This window comes from Acidithiobacillus thiooxidans ATCC 19377, from assembly GCF_009662475.1.
GTDB classification, from domain to species: Bacteria; Pseudomonadota; Gammaproteobacteria; order Acidithiobacillales; family Acidithiobacillaceae; genus Acidithiobacillus; species Acidithiobacillus thiooxidans.
This window is the reverse complement of sequence record NZ_CP045571.1, coordinates 1,310,174-1,327,409: the sequence shown is the minus strand read 5'-3', so window position 1 is coordinate 1,327,409 and position 17,236 is coordinate 1,310,174. Positions and strand designations below refer to the sequence as shown.

Annotated in this window: 14 protein-coding genes; 3 read left to right on the top strand and 11 right to left on the bottom strand. The window is 51.7% G+C overall.

The features are described from left to right. Positions 1 to 68 precede the first annotated feature (68 nt). From GCD22_RS17930 to GCD22_RS06745, 5 genes are all read right to left on the bottom strand, one after another. Complete coding sequence (locus GCD22_RS17930; protein WP_031572830.1) at positions 69 to 416, bottom strand: DUF3293 domain-containing protein; 348 nt, start codon at positions 414 to 416, stop codon at positions 69 to 71. Between the two features lie 16 nt (positions 417 to 432). Continuing rightward, complete coding sequence (gene dacB / locus GCD22_RS06760) at positions 433 to 1,911, bottom strand: D-alanyl-D-alanine carboxypeptidase/D-alanyl-D-alanine endopeptidase (RefSeq protein ID WP_158006045.1); 1,479 nt, start codon at positions 1,909 to 1,911, stop codon at positions 433 to 435. Positions 1,912 to 1,983: 72 nt separating this feature from the next. Next, on the bottom strand, positions 1,984 to 3,195 hold the full coding sequence (locus tag GCD22_RS06755) for an MFS transporter (protein WP_235180042.1): 1,212 nt from the start codon (positions 3,193 to 3,195) through the stop codon (positions 1,984 to 1,986). Positions 3,196 to 3,253: 58 nt separating this feature from the next. Then, complete coding sequence (locus tag GCD22_RS18420; protein ID WP_010642850.1) at positions 3,254 to 3,808, bottom strand: c-type cytochrome; 555 nt, start codon at positions 3,806 to 3,808, stop codon at positions 3,254 to 3,256. Between the two features lie 47 nt (positions 3,809 to 3,855). Further along, positions 3,856 to 4,146: a hypothetical protein gene (locus GCD22_RS06745; RefSeq protein WP_010642852.1), complete on the bottom strand. Its 291-nt coding sequence runs from the start codon at positions 4,144 to 4,146 to the stop codon at positions 3,856 to 3,858. 233 nt (positions 4,147 to 4,379) lie between these two features. Between GCD22_RS06745 and GCD22_RS06740 the strand changes: the two genes are divergently transcribed. Then, a complete protein-coding gene (locus GCD22_RS06740) occupies positions 4,380 to 5,492 on the top strand; it encodes a fatty acid desaturase (protein WP_024893768.1) in 1,113 nt (370 codons plus the stop codon). On the opposite strand, the gene GCD22_RS06735 is transcribed toward GCD22_RS06740, so the two are convergent. From GCD22_RS06735 to rfaD, 3 genes are read right to left on the bottom strand one after another with little or no spacing between them, the layout of a single operon-like run. Beyond that, the gene (locus GCD22_RS06735) at positions 5,493 to 5,906 is read right to left on the bottom strand and encodes a hypothetical protein (protein ID WP_024893767.1); all 414 of its coding nucleotides are present in this window, start codon (positions 5,904 to 5,906) and stop codon (positions 5,493 to 5,495) included. Then, the gene (locus GCD22_RS06730; RefSeq protein WP_024893766.1) at positions 5,896 to 6,906 is read right to left on the bottom strand and encodes an NAD-dependent epimerase; all 1,011 of its coding nucleotides are present in this window, start codon (positions 6,904 to 6,906) and stop codon (positions 5,896 to 5,898) included. Before GCD22_RS06730 ends, GCD22_RS06735 begins: the two co-directional genes overlap by 11 nt. Then, on the bottom strand, positions 6,906 to 7,895 hold the full coding sequence (gene rfaD / locus GCD22_RS06725) for an ADP-glyceromanno-heptose 6-epimerase (protein WP_024893765.1): 990 nt from the start codon (positions 7,893 to 7,895) through the stop codon (positions 6,906 to 6,908). The genes GCD22_RS06730 and rfaD overlap by 1 nt, the downstream gene beginning before the upstream one ends. 157 nt (positions 7,896 to 8,052) lie before the next feature. Between rfaD and GCD22_RS06720 the strand changes: the two genes are divergently transcribed. Together GCD22_RS06720 and acs are read left to right on the top strand one after the other, a co-directional pair. Next, the gene (locus tag GCD22_RS06720; RefSeq protein WP_024893764.1) at positions 8,053 to 10,041 is read left to right on the top strand and encodes a monovalent cation:proton antiporter family protein; all 1,989 of its coding nucleotides are present in this window, start codon (positions 8,053 to 8,055) and stop codon (positions 10,039 to 10,041) included. 106 nt (positions 10,042 to 10,147) lie between these two features. Further along, positions 10,148 to 12,118: an acetate--CoA ligase gene (gene acs, locus GCD22_RS06715; RefSeq protein ID WP_024893763.1), complete on the top strand. Its 1,971-nt coding sequence runs from the start codon at positions 10,148 to 10,150 to the stop codon at positions 12,116 to 12,118. A 215-nt stretch (positions 12,119 to 12,333) separates the two neighbouring features. Here acs and clpB read toward each other — a convergent pair whose 3' ends face one another. From clpB to aroC, 3 genes are read right to left on the bottom strand one after another with little or no spacing between them, the layout of a single operon-like run. Then, positions 12,334 to 14,931 (bottom strand): ATP-dependent chaperone ClpB, encoded by a 2,598-nt coding sequence (clpB, locus tag GCD22_RS06710; RefSeq protein ID WP_024893762.1) that lies wholly within the window; start codon positions 14,929 to 14,931, stop codon positions 12,334 to 12,336. 40 nt (positions 14,932 to 14,971) lie between these two features. Further along, positions 14,972 to 16,138, bottom strand: coding sequence for an MFS transporter (locus GCD22_RS06705; protein WP_024893761.1), 1,167 nt, complete (start codon positions 16,136 to 16,138; stop codon positions 14,972 to 14,974). 3 nt (positions 16,139 to 16,141) lie between these two features. Next, complete coding sequence (gene aroC / locus GCD22_RS06700) at positions 16,142 to 17,233, bottom strand: chorismate synthase (protein WP_024893760.1); 1,092 nt, start codon at positions 17,231 to 17,233, stop codon at positions 16,142 to 16,144. Between the last annotated feature and the right edge of the window lie 3 nt (positions 17,234 to 17,236).

Sequence of the window (17,236 nt, the reverse complement as noted above, 5' to 3'; positions counted from 1 at the left end):
GTGACCATGATCCCCGTTTGAAGTTCATTTCATTATTTAACATAATAAACATTATGCGAACCAAACTATCAGACATACACCAGCCATACACGTCTTCCATCCAGATAGACAAAAGCCTTTTGTCCAAATTGACGAGCAAGCTTGACTGCCGCTGACTCATTCATAGTAAACACCATCAGACTTTCCTCCCACCACGCATCAACACCGCAACAGGATCGTAAAAATCGATAGCCGTTTGCATCCAACAACCTGACCAAACGACGTTGTCTTATTCTGTTTTGCCATGGACTCAATGGCTCTGACTGGGGATTCCAGGCCGTAATAATTGCGGCACGCACTCCATAAGCCGGGCCACCGATATGGAGGTTAAGCTGACCGGGAATCAGATAATGACTGTTTCGGTAGACCGAATCCAAAGCATCTGCGGCGAGTTTATGAGTCTCTTGAAGGCGATAATTGGCTTTTCCCCAGAATGATGTCCCGCACGACTTGGTCCACCCGGGCTCTGGCCTCAGCGTCCGTGCCCTGGAAATGATCGACCATAATCGCAAAGACATAAGCTTCCCCTGACTTATTGCGGAGTAATCCGGCGAGCGTGACTGCATTGCGTAAAGTTCCTGTCTTGGCTCTTATGGTGCCTTTTGGCAGATCAAGAAAACGATGCCTTAAGGTGCCATCTACTGCCGCAACGGGCAAAGAATCACGCCAGATCTTGCCCCAGGATTGCTGATAAGAATACGCCAATGCTGACACTAACTCTTTGGCACTAAGGCGATCTAGCCGCGATAAACCGGAACCATCCACGAGTTGAGAAGACCCATTGTTCAGTATGCCTGATTGTAGTAACCAGTTATGTAATCCCTGCATGGCAGAGGCACGACTGCCATCACCTCCTCGACGCAAATCCGCATCTCTCAGTAAAACCTCTACATGCGTATTTTCACTGACTTTGTTGGCTACTGTTATCTCTTCTGCAAGGGATGGTGACACTCTTTCGGCAAGAACCGTAGTGCTTGGATATCTGCTACGCCAAGCACCTGGAGACCTTGGGCGACGATCAACGCTGATTGTCGGTCCAACCACTATCCCCTCCTCTTCTGCAGCTTGCCGCAGGGCTAAAGCTGCAAAATAAGGTGGATCGGGTTGAGCCAACAATGCAGAAAAATTTCCAGTGTTGGCACGTACGCTACCAATAAGCTGATATTGGTTTCCGGATTGAATGAGCTGGACAGGTCGTTCTTCTCCGTGTTGACCAACGGTTTGCACCTTGTTAATGATGACATTCAGTGGATCAGGCGTAATTTTTACGGTGGCGAGTCTACCCGCCCGGCGTGCGGGAAGCAGCTCAACACTGACCATGGCGTCGTTGAACATCAATGCGCTGACCGGTGCTCCAAACCAGAAACGCTGATCATCTGCTGTCCAACCTGGTATATGGTGATCTTCTGGAAACTTTCCAGCATCCACGACCATACCGTCGGGAGCATAACGAACGCCCCGTGCGTAGAGACTTTTGGCGATGCTCCGCATCGGCAGCATAGGATCACCGCGCTCGGTTTTTTTGACAAACGGAAAATGACGACTGGAAATGTCAGGATCTCCATCACCCAGCACAATCAGTGGTCCAATTACTGTGCCGGTCGATTCAACTGTTCCTAAAACCAGAGTATGTTGTCTGGCCTCCGCCCCTAATACCTGCAAAATATAGGCTGTGGTCAACAACTTGGCCGTCGATGCAGGCAATTGACTATGCGTAGCTTCCTGATTCAGCAAAAGGTGGGCATCATGAATGCTGCGCAGTGCAATACTCCAATGCTCGCCATTGGCGCTGGACTCATTATTTCCATTAGTTTCCGCCTGACTGACTCCGCACAGTCCCAGCATCCCCAAAAATAAACCCAAACTAATCATGTCTAACAACCAGTCTGATGTTTTTTCCTTCAACCCATTAAGCAACATGTCTAACGCTTCTTTTTGATTATTTTATATTGGGGATTTCTTGTCCTGATAGAGCTTGTCCGGCATCCCTATTGCCAGTAAAAGGCTGGGGATCGCGGCCACAAATGCCAAAAGAAAAAATTCGACGAATCCAACTTTTGCTGCAAGAAAACCACTAAAACCTCCTACTACGGTGGCCGCCACAGACATCAAAGCCGAACCGATGGCAAAATGGGTGGCTTGATAATTTTCCTGACAGCGTTGCATTAAAAAAACCATAAGTACAGCCGTACCCAATCCGGCTGAACCTTGTTCAAAGGCAATGGTGACGCCCACCCACCAGATAGATGGATCTGCCCAGGCCAGCCAGGCATAGGCTGGTATGGCCAGAGACTGAATTAAGGTAAGCGGAAAAAGGGCCCTTTTTAAACCCCAACGCGAAATAATGAGACCACCCAGTAATGCCCCTCCAATACCAGTCACCGTACCGACACTGCCAGTGAGAATTCCGCGCGCAATTAATCCGTAACCCAGATGGTTCAGGAAAGGGGTAACCATGGCGAACATCATGGCATCCCCGGCTCTAAACAAGAGAATGAAGGCCAAAGCCCAAACAATGCCAGGCTGCGCCAAATAGGTTTGAAAAGCTTCACGTACTGCTGCCCAACGATGACCTTGATGTTGCGTATTGGCGGGAGGCGGCTCTGGCAGTATCCATTTATGAAAAGCAGCCAGTCCCCACATCATGAATGCAGCAGTCAAAAAACAGACTGTCCATGATATCCATCCCGCTAAAATGACGAGTGCGCCATTTCCTACGAGCATCGCCACCCGATAAGCGGCCACCCTAAGCCCGGAAAAACCTGCCTGATCAGCCGTATCAAGGGTCTGAATATAATAACCATCGACGGACATATCATGTGTTGCTGACATAAAAGCCATCAGAATAAAAATTTTTGCGGCCAGATCCAGATTAAGATGCTGTGCGGGCCATATCAGCAAGGCGGCTACAGCCCCTAAAATCAACTCCATGACTACCAGCCAGCGTTTTTTATTCCCGAATAAATCAATGACCGGACTCCAGAATAGTTTCAGATTCCAGGGCAGTCCAAAAAATGAGAGCAAGCCAATAACCTGAAGACTGGCACCAGCATAAGTAAAAAACTGCACAGAAACCTGTTGCACCAAAGAATAGGGCAGTCCTTCGGCATAGTAAGTACTGGCAATCCAGGATAGTTTTTTAAATTTTATAGCCACAGCATTTTCCATATAAAAAACCCCCGCTGGGCGGGGGTTTTAACGGGCCTGAAAAATGTCAGGCTGATTTCGGCGGAGCAATAGGCTTTTGCGCCAGTACCCAGGCAGCCAACTCTTTAGCCTGAGCCGGTGTCACGCTTTGTGCTGGCATCGGCATTCCACCCCATACACCCGATACACCGTGTTCAATGGCATGACTCAGGGTGTCAACCGCCTTGGGATTACCCTTGTATTTATAGGCAACCCAAGCAAAAGCCGGCCCAACAACCTTGGCTTCCACCTGATGACAGGCAAAACAGCCCTTGGCTTCTGCCAAGGATTTTGCTTTAGCCATCTGATCCGTATTCATAGTAGCCGCTGATGCAGCCACTTTCACAAAGTGCCCGCTCCCTCCCTGCACATCAAAACTGGATGGCGAGGTGGTAGATCCAGTGCTGTCATCACTTTGGGTAGATCCAGAACCCTGGTCACTACTCATGGCCGAACTGGTAGCAGAGCTATCACTGGGCGCGGTGGTGGACTCTTCCTTCTTGGCACAGGCAGCAGCGAGAGTTACCACGCTGGCGAGTACCAGAAGACGCATGACTGGGTTGATATTACGTACGTTCATCATAAATACGCCTCCTCCATTTTCTGGTTATGGACTACCCTTGTAACAACTTAGTCTGTAGAGGCTCCGGAGCTGTCGCTGGCAGCCGTATCCGAAGAATCGGCACTGCTGGTGTCAGCCGCAGCACTGCTGTCGGGCGCAGCTGATTCCATAGGCGCAGCGGCAGCACTGGTGTCAGTGCTGGTCGTGCTTGCCGGAGCAGCAGATTCCGTCGTGGTGGTCGCACTACTATCCGCTGCAGCAGTGGTGTCTTCTTTCTTGGCGCAGGCAGATGCCAGAGCAATGGCGCCAGCAACCAGAACAATACGGGCAATAGGTTTGATCTTAGCGATATCCAACATTTCTTTCACTCTCCTAATAGTTAATACAGGATGACAGCTTCAGTTACACATCATTTATAGCGCAAATGACCGCACCATGTTAGCACTAATTTTTCCCATGCCAAATACCGGTACCGCCCGCTGGGCGGGTAGCGAGATCCAAGACTGGCTCGCCCGGATACTCAAAAACACTTGGTGATCGCGGTTTATTATGTATAATGATGTACTATTATATTTATATAGGAGCGACTCCAATGGAAGCAGATCCGAAAAAGCTATATGATGCATTGAAATCGCTGAAAATTCAGACAGTTCGTCAAGCTATTCGGCCGGAATGCTATCAGCGTGATATCAGTAAGGCTTTGTTCAGTTATGCTTTTGACGCTGTGCTTTATCTAGCGGCGATTACCGGCATATTGCTGATTCATCATTGGTGGGCTCAGTTGCTGCTCGGTCTGGTGGCGGGATCTGCGGTTGCCTTCATGTTTGTCTGGGCCCACGATGCCGCACATGGCGCCTTGTTCGAAAATCGGCACCTGGCCGAAGTCTTGGGCACGCTGTTCATGTTGCCTTCCTTCAACATGTATCGCCTATGGGCTTTTGGACATAATCGCGTGCATCATGGGTTTACCAGTCTGAGCCCCATTGACTGGATCTGGAAACCATTAACCCCCCAGGAATATCGCCAAAAAAGCATCTTTCAAAAATGGATATATCGTCTGGAGCGGAGCCCCTATACCTGTGCCTTGCATTATCTGCTGCGCGTATGGTGGCCCGGAATGGTGCGTTTCAAGGCAGACCAGAAAAACAGACGCGCTTTTACCTTAAGTAAAATCATTACTGCACTGTTTTTCCTGGCATTTTCGGCATTCTCCTGGTGGGCGGCAGGTCCGCTGGGTTTTATCGCAGCGGTGCTGCTCCCCTTTCTGGTTTTCAATTACTACATTGCCCTTTTTGTTTATCTGCATCACACGCATCCTGACATTCCTTTTTTTATGGAAAAAGAAGAATGGAGTCAGAGTATTGGGCAACTATATTGCAGTACGGTCGTGCGTTGTTCAAAAATCAGCGAGATGCTTATTCATAACATCCTGATTCATGCGCCGCATCATGTAGATCCGCGTATCCCCTATTATCATCTTGAAGCAGCTTATGAAGACCTGCGCTCGGCCTATGGTATCTACCTACATGAAATGCGTTTTAGTTTTAGATCCGTGCGCCGGATATTCAGCACCTGCAAACTCTATGATTATGACGCAAAGCAATGGATGAGCTTCCGTTCCGGACGCAGCTGGATTGAACAAAAAGCCACTGAGAGGAGTGTTTCGAGAGATGCCAGCGTTTACCCCGGAAAAACGGCTTATTGATTATTCGTCATCTGCATAGACGTTCTGCTTTGCATGCAAATTATCCGAAGCGGTGTTCAGAGCCTGAAGATGTAAAATCTTCAGGAGCCGCATGACGATCGGGTAAAGAAGAACAGCAGATACCGCCAGATAGACAATGCCCGAGTACAAAGCGAAGGCGCTTGCAAAAAGCTTGGCGACAGTCCCATGCAGACTGGACACCGGCCCCATGCCACTGAGAATCATGCTGGCATTGAGCAGGCTGTTGATCCAATTGATTTTCCCCAGAAAATGGTAACCCAGGATACCGACCCCCAAAGAGATGGTCATAAAACCCAAACCAATGGCGGTGTAGCGGAGCTGGTGCCAAATAAACTCCGTTCGACTGCGCAGACGGATGCTTTGCAGATGAAGTGGTTTATACCTATTGGGCATTGCCATAATACCGACGGTACCAGTCCACAAATTGCTGCAATCCTGCACGCAAGGGCGTGTCCGGAGCGAAAGCGACGGCCTCCTGAAGAGCAGAGACATCCGCGTAAGTAGCCACCACATCGCCATCCTGCATGGGCAGCCATTCGATTTCTGCTTTTTTATCCAGACACTCTTCCAGCGTTTGAATAAAGTCCGTCAGGGCTACTGGTGTATGATTACCGATATTGTGTATCTGAAAAGGCGCGGCACTTGATGCCGGATCCGCAGGCCAGTTTGCCTGTGGACCGGGGATTTTCGGAACAAGACGGGTGATCCCTTCTATAATATCGTCAATATACGTAAAATCCCGCTGCATTTTTCCATGATTGAATACCGGAATTTTTTCACCGGCAAGAATTTTGCGGGTGAAGCTGAAATACGCCATATCCGGCCTTCCCCAGGGACCATAAACGGTAAAAAAACGCAGACCCGTACAGGGAATGCCATACAGGTGCGCATAACTGTGAGCCATCAACTCCCCTGCCCGCTTGGTGGCCGCATAGAGGCTGACTGGATGATCCACCGGATCGTGAACACTGTAAGGGAGTTGACTATTGGCTCCATATACAGAGCTGGAAGACGCAAAAAGCAGATGCCCGACTTTTTGTGCCCGACATCCCTCAAGGATGTGCAAGAAACCGGTCACATTACTGTCCACATAACTGTGTGGAGCCTGCAATGAATAACGCACACCAGCCTGAGCGGCCAGATGGATTACCACATCAAAATGCGATCCCGCAAAAAGTGTTTCCATAGCGGAGCGATCTGCCAGATCGATTTTTTTAAACTGAAAAGCTGGATGACCTTCCAGTTGCGCGAGACGATCTTTTTTGAGGTTAGGATCATAATAGTCGTTAAGATTATCAATCCCCTGCACAATCCATCCATCGGCCAGCAAACGCCGCGCCAGGTGAAACCCAATGAATCCGGCAACGCCGGTGATAAGTACCCGCGTTTCCATCATTGGTCCCGTTCAGCCAGCCAGTCGATGTATCGTTCCACTCCCTGTTCTACAGAGAGAAAGGTTTTGCTATAACCGGCAGCGCGTAATTGGCGAATATCTGCCTGTGTGAAACTTTGATATTTACCATGCAGTGCTTCTGGCATGCTGATATAGCGAATGGTTTGAGATTTTTGCAGGCCGGGTAAATCGTGAGTTTCCTCACCGGCCATGCGCCGCATACTGTTGACTACGGTGACAGCCACATCATTGAAGCTTTGAGCCTGCCCTGTACCCACGTTATAAATACCGCTGCGTGGATGATCCAGAAAGTGCATATTGACGGACACCACGTCATCTACGTGAATAAAATCTCGCCGTTGCTCACCATCCGCATAACCGGCACTACCTGCGAACAGGTGCACGTGCCCATCCAGCCGATATTGCCTGTAAAAATGCATAGCCACAGAAGCCATACGGCCCTTATGAAACTCCCGGGGACCATAGACATTGAAGTAGCGAAATCCATGTACCGGGGCTTTCAACTCATTCCACATACGCCGTAAATACTGGTCAAACTGAAACTTGCTGAAACCATAAATATTCAGGGGGGATTCGGCCTGGCGTTCTTCCGTAAAACTCCCGGTCATACCGTAAACAGAAGCACTGGATGCATACAGAAAAGGAATATTGTGCCGTTGACACCAATGCAATAATGCTTTGCTGAAAGCATAATTGTTTTCCATGACATAACGACCATCCGTGGCCATGGTATCGGAACAGGCGCCTTCATGGAAAACGGCTTCAACGCCTTGCAGCTGATCATTCTGAATCAACTCCAGAAGACGCTCAGCTTCCATGTAGTCGGCAATTTCCAGATCGGTGAGGTTAAGAAACTTGTCAGCGCGAGTCAGGTGGTCGACCACGAGAATGTCTGAAATACCCTGTTGATTCAGTGAATGAACAATATTGGCGCCGATGAATCCAGCTCCACCCGTGACAATATACATGCGCGATTCTCCTTTTCCGGTTATGATAACAGAAAGTGGGCAGCTGCCGAACATAAGCCCATATCCCTTTCGGGGAGTGAAAATACTCAGTCGACCCTACCTATGAAAACCACGCAAGCGCCATGACCAGAATCTGGCGTGTTTGCTGAGGAGACCTATGCACGATCAGGGACTGCTAATCATCATCTTGCTACTCGCTACAGGCGTGATCCTGGTGGGGGTGCTGCGCTTTTTGCAGTTGCCCGCAGTATTTGCTTATCTGCTGACCGGAGTCATTCTCGGGCCGCATGCCCTTGCTGTCGTGCCCGATCTGGCCAGCACCCGTCAACTGGCAGCATTTGGTGTGGTGTTTCTGATGTTCAGCATTGGGCTGGAATTCAGTCTTTCACAATTCATGAGCATGCGACGACTGATTTTTGGTATGGGCGCTGCCCAGGTTTTGCTTACCAGTGTTATTTTTGTGGGTATTGCTCTGATTATTCCGCTTTCCTGGAAAACCGGCGTGATTCTCGGGGGCATTCTGGCCATGTCATCTACGGCCATGGTAATCCGTGCCCTGGCCGAGAAAATGGAAATGCAGTCCCGTCATGGCCGCATAGCGGTCAGTGTGTTGCTGTTTCAGGATTTGGCCGTGGTTCCCCTGCTGATTCTGATTCCGGCACTGGCAGGGTCCGCCAAAGAGCTTCCTCATGATCTTGCCATGGCTGGTCTTAAAGCGGTGGTGGTGTTATTGGTGTTGCTGGTCATTGGCCGGCCGATAATGCGGCCCTGGTTCCAGTTGATTGCCAACCGCAAATCTACTGAGTTGTTCATGCTCAATGTGTTACTGGTGACCCTGGCACTGGCGTGGATTACGGAACAAGCCGGGCTTTCTTTGGCTTTGGGCGCATTTGTAGCGGGCATGCTGATTTCCGAAACCGCCTATCGCTATCAGGTGGAAGCTGATATTGCGCCCTTTCGCGATATTCTCCTGGGGCTGTTTTTTGTCACCATCGGGATGTTGGTGGATTTGCCCGCCTGGTGGGCGAATATTGCCTGGGTGCTCATCGTTTTATTGCTGATTGTGTTTCTAAAAGGCTTTCTGGTGTGGGGGCTGAGCCGGTTATTCGGTTATGAACCCGGAGTGGCATTACGCTCTGCCATTGTCCTTGCACAAGCGGGAGAATTTGGTTTTGTATTGCTGGCACTGGCCAATCAATACCAATTGTTACCCGCGCATGTGTTGCAGCCGGTGTTGGGCGGTATGTTGTTATCCATGATCTTGGCACCCATTCTGGTAGAACGTAATGGCTGGATTGCGCGCAAATTGGTGGGAAGTTACCGCAATCATCGCGATCAGCAACTCACTGAAATACGCGCCGCTGATCTCAAGGCCCACGTGGTGCTTTGTGGATATGGCCGGGTTGGTCAAAGTGTAGGCCGGGTACTTGAAGAAGAAGCTATTCCTTTTATTGCCCTGGATCTGGATCCGGTGCGGGTCCGTCAAGCGCAGTCTGCAGGAGAGTCCATATTTTATGGGGATGCCAGTCGACGTGACGTTTTGCAGGCGGCGGGGATTTTCTCGGCGCGGGCGGTGGTGATCACCTATGCCAATGTGGCGTCGAGTCAGCGGGTTCTTTCCATAATCAAAGAGCTAAGACCAGAATTACCGGTGGTGGTCCGTGCTCATGACGACAGCCAACTGGAAAAATTGGAAGCCGCCGGAGCCGATGAAGTAGTGCCGGAGGTAAACGAAGGAGCATTGATGCTCGCTTCTCAGACCTTATTACTCATCGGTTTCCCTATCAGCACCGTATTACGTCGGGTCCGACGTTTTCGTCAGGAGCGCTACCAGTTCTTCCGGGGTGCGTTCTGGGGCGGTTCTGAACCCGGCGAAGATCAGGCTTCGGCGCGACTGGCTTCTATCCCTTTGGGTGAAACCGCTTTTGGCTTGCGCCTTAGCCTTCGCGAGCTGAATTTGACCAGTTTTGGCGTGTCTGTGGTGGCCGTGCGGCGGCACGGTATTCGCGGGCGTGATCCAGCTCCGGATACCGTATTGAAATCTGGAGATGTACTGGTTTTATTTGGTAGCCCCGCAGCACTGACCAAAGCCGAACTATATGTTCTTGAGGGTAACACTGCACAGGAAACTGCAGTCAGCGCATAAGTTTTCAAGCTGGCCAGTAGCCGAATAGTCCAAGAACGCTTTTCTCTATGCTATGTTAAAGTATTATCTGAATATGCGGACCACACAAAAAATTTGAGAGTGATTTATGAATAATGCCATTGATTCCAGTCTGACCGAAAACCGCCTTTTCGCAGTACCCGCAGATTTTGCTGCCCAGGCAAACCTGACCGCAAATGAGTTTGCAGAACTCCAGCAAAAAGCAGCACACGATCCTCAACAATTTTGGGCTGATCTGGCGCACCAGCATCTGGACTGGGACACGGAGTTCAAAACGGTACTGGACTCAAGTGACGCGCCGTTTTATCGCTGGTTCAGCGACGGCAAGCTCAATGTGACCCATAACTGCCTGGATCGTCATCTGCATGACGCACAGCGCCATAAGGCTGCTCTGATTTGGGAAGGCGAAGCCGGAGAAGTCCGCACCCTCACCTACGCGCAATTGCACCGGGAAGTCAGCATTTTTGCCAATGCGCTCATCCATCAGGGTGTCAAAAAAGGCGATCGGGTCGCCATTTACATGCCCATGGTCTCGGAGGCCGTTGTGGCCATGCTAGCCTGCGCCCGTCTTGGTGCCATTCATACGGTAGTATTTGGCGGTTTTTCTGCCGAGGCGCTTAAAGATCGCCTTGAAGATACGTCTGCTGTGATGCTCATTACTGCGGACGGAGCTTGGCGTGGCGGCAAAAAAGTGCCTCTCAAGCAGCACGCCGATCAGGCATTACTGCGTGAACACGAACATTCCGTGAAACGGGTCATTGTCCTGCGCCGAACCGGTGCGGATATCGACATGCAGGAAGGGCGCGACATCTGGTGGGAGGAAGCTGTTTCCGGACAAAGCGCCGTCTGCCCCGCCCCGCCCATGGCTGCAGAAGACCCGCTATTTATTCTCTATACCTCCGGCAGTACCGGCAAACCCAAGGGCGTGTTTCACAGCAGCGCCGGTTATTTGCTCTGGACTATGCTGACCACCCGCTGGGCTTTTGATCTGAAGCCTGAAGATGTGTACTGGTGCACGGCAGATGTCGGCTGGATTACCGGACACAGTTATGTGGTGTATGGCCCTCTCGCTAATGGTGCAACCATTTTCATGTACGAAGGCGCGCCCATGTATCCCCAGCCCGACCGTTTCTGGGAAATGATAGCCCGCCATGGAATCAGCGTCCTTTACACGGCGCCTACGGCTGTCCGGGCTTTCATGAAAATGGGCGATGAATGGCCGGCCAGACATGATTTGTCGAGCTTGCGCCTGCTGGGTACCGTCGGCGAACCGATGAACCCTGAAGCGTGGATGTGGTACTTCCAGCAAATTGGGGGGGGACGCTGCCCCATTGTGGATACCTGGTGGCAAACCGAAACCGGTGGCCACATGATCGCGCCACTTCCTGGCGTCACCGCCAGCAAACCCGGCTCCTGCGCCCTCCCCTTACCCGGTATCAGTGCCCGGATTGTGGATGACCAGGGAGATCCTGTTGGCGCTCCCGACGCTGGGGGTTATCTGGTGATTGAGCAGCCCTGGCCGGGCATGTTGCGTGGGGTCTGGGGGAATCCGGAGCGTTACATTGAAAGTTATTGGGCCAAATTCAATAACCGCTACTATGTAGCCGGTGACAGCGCCCGTAGGGATCAGGACGGTTATTATTGGGTCATGGGCCGCATTGACGATGTGCTCAATGTTTCTGGACATCGCCTGGGCACGGCCGAAATAGAATCGGCCCTGGTCGCCCATCCGGCGGTAGCAGAAGCTGCTGTGGTAGGGATTCCCCATGAAATCAAGGGAGAAGCTGTTTGTGCTTTTGTTATACTGAAGCATCAACATCAAGGGGATGATCGGGATGAACTCGGTGCAGCATTACGGGTGCAGGTCACTGAACTGATTGGCGCCATAGCCCGGCCGGATGATATTCGTTTTACAGACGCCCTGCCCAAGACCCGCTCGGGCAAAATCATGCGCCGCTTGTTACGCTCTATCGCCCGGGGCGAGGATGTAACGCAGGACATCAGCACCCTGGAAGATGCCGGTACCCTGCAGCAACTGGGTGCTCAGGACAAACGCTGAGTTCTGCGTAAGCCTGAACACGTCGGATGGCTTGGAAGCTTTTTGCTCCAACGTCCCTTGCCTGTTGTTCTAAGGCTCATCCTGCTGTCAGGAGAGAACTCGCCCTTTGGGCTCAAACAGCTCTCCTGACGGGCGCAGGATTTCACCAAGAACAACAACGGCGCGGGCCAAAGTCGCGGCAAAGCTTCCAAGCCATCCGCCGTATTCAGAATAAATCAGTGCAGACGACGCGGGGTGAAGGTAAAATTGTCACCTTCAAGCATCACTTCAATGATTTCACCCGGACTGAAATCCCCGCGCAGTAAACGCTGGGCAAGCGGGTTTTCAATTTCCCGCTGAATGACCCGTTTCAGGGGACGTGCTCCATAAACCGGGTCATATCCCACTTCAGCAAGACGGTCCAATGCCCCCTCACTTAACAACAAATCCATATCCCGCTCTTTCAGGCGCGCCCGCAATCCGCCCATCTGGAGACTGGTGATTTCCCGCAGTTGCACGGCTGTCAGCGGATGGAAAATGACCATCTCATCAATACGATTCAGGAATTCCGGACGGAAATGATCCTGAACCACGTCCATGACGGCGACGCGCATAGCGTCATAATTGCCGCTACGGCTGAACTCCTGAATCCGGTCCGAACCGAGATTGGAAGTCATGACAATGACCGTATTCCGAAAATCTACTGTGCGACCCTGCCCATCCGTCAAGCGACCATCATCGAGCACCTGCAAAAGGACGTTGAACACATCGGCATGGGCTTTTTCCACTTCATCCAGCAGAACAACAGAGTAGGGTTTACGCCGCACCGCTTCGGTCAAATAGCCGCCTTCTTCATAGCCGACATATCCGGGCGGGGCACCAATCAAGCGCGCTACCGAGTGCTTCTCCATAAATTCACTCATATCAATGCGGACCAGTAGGTCTTCACTGTCGAACAGGAATTCTGCCAATGCCTTGGTCAATTCGGTTTTACCCACCCCAGTAGGCCCAAGAAATAAAAATGAGCCATTGGGTCGACGTGGATCAGAAAGTCCTGCACGAGAACGGCGAATGGCATTGGCAACTGCAGCCACTGCCTCGCTTTGTCCCACTACCCGCGCCTGCAGGCGTTCTTCCATTTTCAACAACTTTTCTTTTTCGCCTTCAAGCATTTTCGAAACGGGAATACCTGTCCAGCGGGCCACGACCTCGGCGATTTCTTCTTCACCGACTTCAGTGCGCAGCAGAGTCAGTTTTGTCTGCTTTGTGCCTTCGCCTTGAGTTTCAGCCGTTTTGATCTGGGCTTCGAGGGCAGGAATGACGCTGTATTGTAATTCTGCCATGCGTTCCAGATCATTGGCGCGACGCGCTGTATCCAGATCCACGCGTTTGCGGTCCAGTTCTTTCTGAATTTGCGAAGTGCCTTCAATGGTCAGTTTTTCACCTTTCCAGACTTCTTCCAGATCCTGATATTTTTTATCCAGATCTTTGATTTGCGACTGTAAAACATCCAGTCGCTTCAGACTTGCTTCATCTTTTTCTTTTTCCAGCGCGACCCGCTCAATATTCAACTGGATGATTCGGCGTTCCAGTTCATCCAGTTCCTGAGGTTTGGAATCAATTTCCATTTTGATACGCGATGCTGCTTCATCCATCAGATCAATAGCTTTATCGGGAAGGTTTCGATCTGGAATATAGCGGTGCGATAACTGGGCAGCCGCCACCAACGCCGGATCGGTAATGCGTACCCCATGATGGGCCTCATAACGCTCCTTGAGGCCCCGCAAAATGGCAATACTGTCTTCGACACTGGGCTCATCCACCAGCACCCGCTGGAAGCGGCGTTCCAGCGCCGCATCTTTTTCGATGTATTTGCGATATTCATCCAGGGTAGTGGCGCCAATACAGTGCAGTTCACCCCGCGCCAACGCCGGTTTGAGCATATTGCCCGCATCCATGGAACCTTCCGCCTTACCAGCCCCTACCAGAGTATGAATTTCATCAATGAAAAGAATGATTTTCCCTTCACTTTTTTCAAGATCTGTTAAAAGGGCCTTCAGACGTTCTTCAAATTCACCCCGAAACTTGGCGCCGGCAATCAAGGCTCCCAGATCCAGGCCCAAAAGGCGCTTGTCGCGCAGGGATTCCGGTACTTCGCCATTGACCATACGCAAAGCCAGACCCTCAACAATGGCTGTTTTGCCGACGCCCGGCTCACCAATCAACACCGGATTATTCTTGCTGCGTCGCAACAATACCTGAATGGTGCGGCGGATTTCATCGTCGCGCCCAATGACCGGATCCAGCTTGCCCTGTCTAGCTCTTTCGGTGTAATCAGTGGTGTATTTTTCCAGCGCCTGACGTTGTTCTTCAGCATTGGCATCGTTGATTTTTTCGCCACCATGAAGATCATGGACGGCCTGTTCAAGATCCTTGCTGGTGGCTCCTGCAGCTTTGAGCAAGCGTCCGGCCTCGCCCTTGTCGTCCAGCAGGGCGAGCAGAAAATGCTCGGTAGAAATGAAGCTGTCTCCGCGTTTCTGACTGATTTTATCGGCCAGATTGAACATATTGTTCAAGTCACGACTCACCTGTACTTCGCCGGGCTGACCATGTACTTTGGGCATGCCTTCCAATGCGCGACTCAGCTGATTGCGCAGGGCATCCACCTGCACACCAGCTTTGGCAAGTACCGGACGGGCAATTCCCCCCTCCTGATCCAGAAAAGCGATCAAAAAATGAATGGGTTCAATTTGTTGATGATCCTGAGCGAGAGCAAGGCTTTGGGCATCCTGAAAGGCCTGTTGAAATTTGGTGGTCAATTTATCGGTGCGCATGGTAAATCTCCATGGAATAAACGTTGACCATCACATGGGATCAGCTGGTCTTTTTTTCAAGGGTAGGGGATCCCCGCAATCCTTTAATCAGAAAAACACTGGCCAGCAAGGCCACCAGACCGGCCCCGGCAAAAGTCAGCTGCCCACCCCATTGGGCCCAGGACCAGCCTGCGGCAAGGGCACCCAAGCCGCCGCCCAGTCCATAAACCATACTGGCATAAAGCGCCATGCCCCGGGCCCGCAAGGCTCCGGGAAAACGCTCAGATACCCAGTGTACAGCGGCCAGATGAAAAGCTGCATAACTGGCTGCATGCAGACTCTGGACAAGCACTATCCAGAGTAAGCCCGGCCACCAGGCAATTACTCCCCAGCGCAGCGCAGTCAGAAAAAAGGAGGCGGTAAAAACCAGTGGCACACCAAAGCGACGGATAAAACGATCTCCCCACCAGAAAAAGGCTACTTCGCAAAGCACGGCAAAACTCCAGAGCATGCCGACACTACTACTGCTAAGCCCATGCGCCTCGGCATAAATCGAATAAAATGCATAATATACGCCGTGACTGGCCTGTTCGAGCAGGCCCGCCAACAAAAAAAACCAGAGCCCGGCATCCTGCAAGACCGGACTCATACGCGGACGCAGCTGATGTGACGGATGGGTCGGGATTCCGTAGGGCAAATGACGGCTTACCCACCAGGCAAGCACTAAAAACACGAGGATACCGGGTAAAAATGCGCGCATTCCCCAGTTGCTGATGAACACCCCCATTCCCAGGGACAGGGCAATAAAGCCTAATGAACCCCACAAGCGGATGCGACCATAAGCGGCCGAGCGACGCTGCGCCCAGTCCATCGTGGCCGCATCCACCAATGGCAACGTTGCGGCCCAGAAAAAAGAAAATGCCAGGGTGATAAGCAGAATGACCAGGAAGTGACCGTCGCTGAATTCCAGTGCCAGAAACCCGGCAGCGGTGAGCAGAGTCCCCAGCATCACAATCCGGCGGCTCCCCCAGAAGTGGGATAACCACCCCCAGAGATTAGGCGCCAGAACTTTACTGAATTGCACGGCAGCAGTGAGGATGCCAATGGCCAGCGGCGTTTGGCCCTGCGCATGCAACCAGGGTCCCCAGTAGGGCATGAACGCACCCAAGGCGCAGAAATAAACAAAATAGAAGGCGGCCAGCCAGCCCCCTTCCCGTTCAATGCCCATTATTTATGCAGAAATAGGGGGAAGTGGAGACTGTACGTCTCCATTCTGGGCGCGCTGGCGCATCCAGTGATCCATCAAAGTCAAAGCCAGCATGGCTTCAACAATGGGTACCGCACGAATACCTACACAGGGGTCATGGCGACCGGTGGTTACCACTTCCTGTGGCAGACCATGAATATCAATACTTTGACGAGGAATACGAATACTGGAGGTAGGTTTGATGGCCACCGAAAGCGTCAGATTCTGACCGGAAGATATTCCGCCCAGCACTCCGCCGGCATGATTACTCAGAAAACCGTCCGGGGTCAGCGCATCGCCGTGCTGACTGCCGCGCTGCTCGACTACATCAAAACCATCCCCCATGGCCACGGCCTTCACCGCGTTAATGCTCATCATGGCCTTGGCAATATCAGCTTCCAGGCGATCAAAAACAGGTTCTCCCAGTCCTGTCGGCATACCTGTAACCCGGGCATCGACGCGGGCACCGATGGAATCACCTTCCTTGCGCAACGCATCCAGAAATTCTGCCATTTGTTCTGCAGCGCTGGCATCTGGACAAAAAAAGTCATTTTTGGAAATTTCAGCAGCATCAAACGACTGGGCCTTCACAGTTCCCATCTGCGCCATCCAGGCAAGGATTTCCATGCCCAGTCGATCTTTGAGAAATTTACGGGCGACGGCACCCGCAGCAACGCGCGTCGCGGTTTCGCGAGCCGATGAGCGCCCCCCGCCCCGATAATCCCGTAATCCGTATTTTTGCAAATACGTATAATCTGCATGACCCGGGCGAAACAGATCCTTGATTTTACTGTAATCTTGGGAGCGTTGGTCGGTATTGCGAATCAGCAGGCCGATGGGTGTTCCCGTGGTCACTCCTTCGAATACGCCCGAGAGAATTTCTACCTGATCTTTTTCCTGACGTTGAGTGGTATGGCGCGATTGCCCCGGACGGCGCCGATCCAGATCACCCTGGATATCTTCCGGTGCCAGGGGCATTCCCGGCGGGCAACCATCAATAATACAGCCAATGGCCGGTCCATGACTTTCGCCAAAGGTGCTCACCCGGAAACACTCCCCAAAACTGCTGCCAGCCATGAA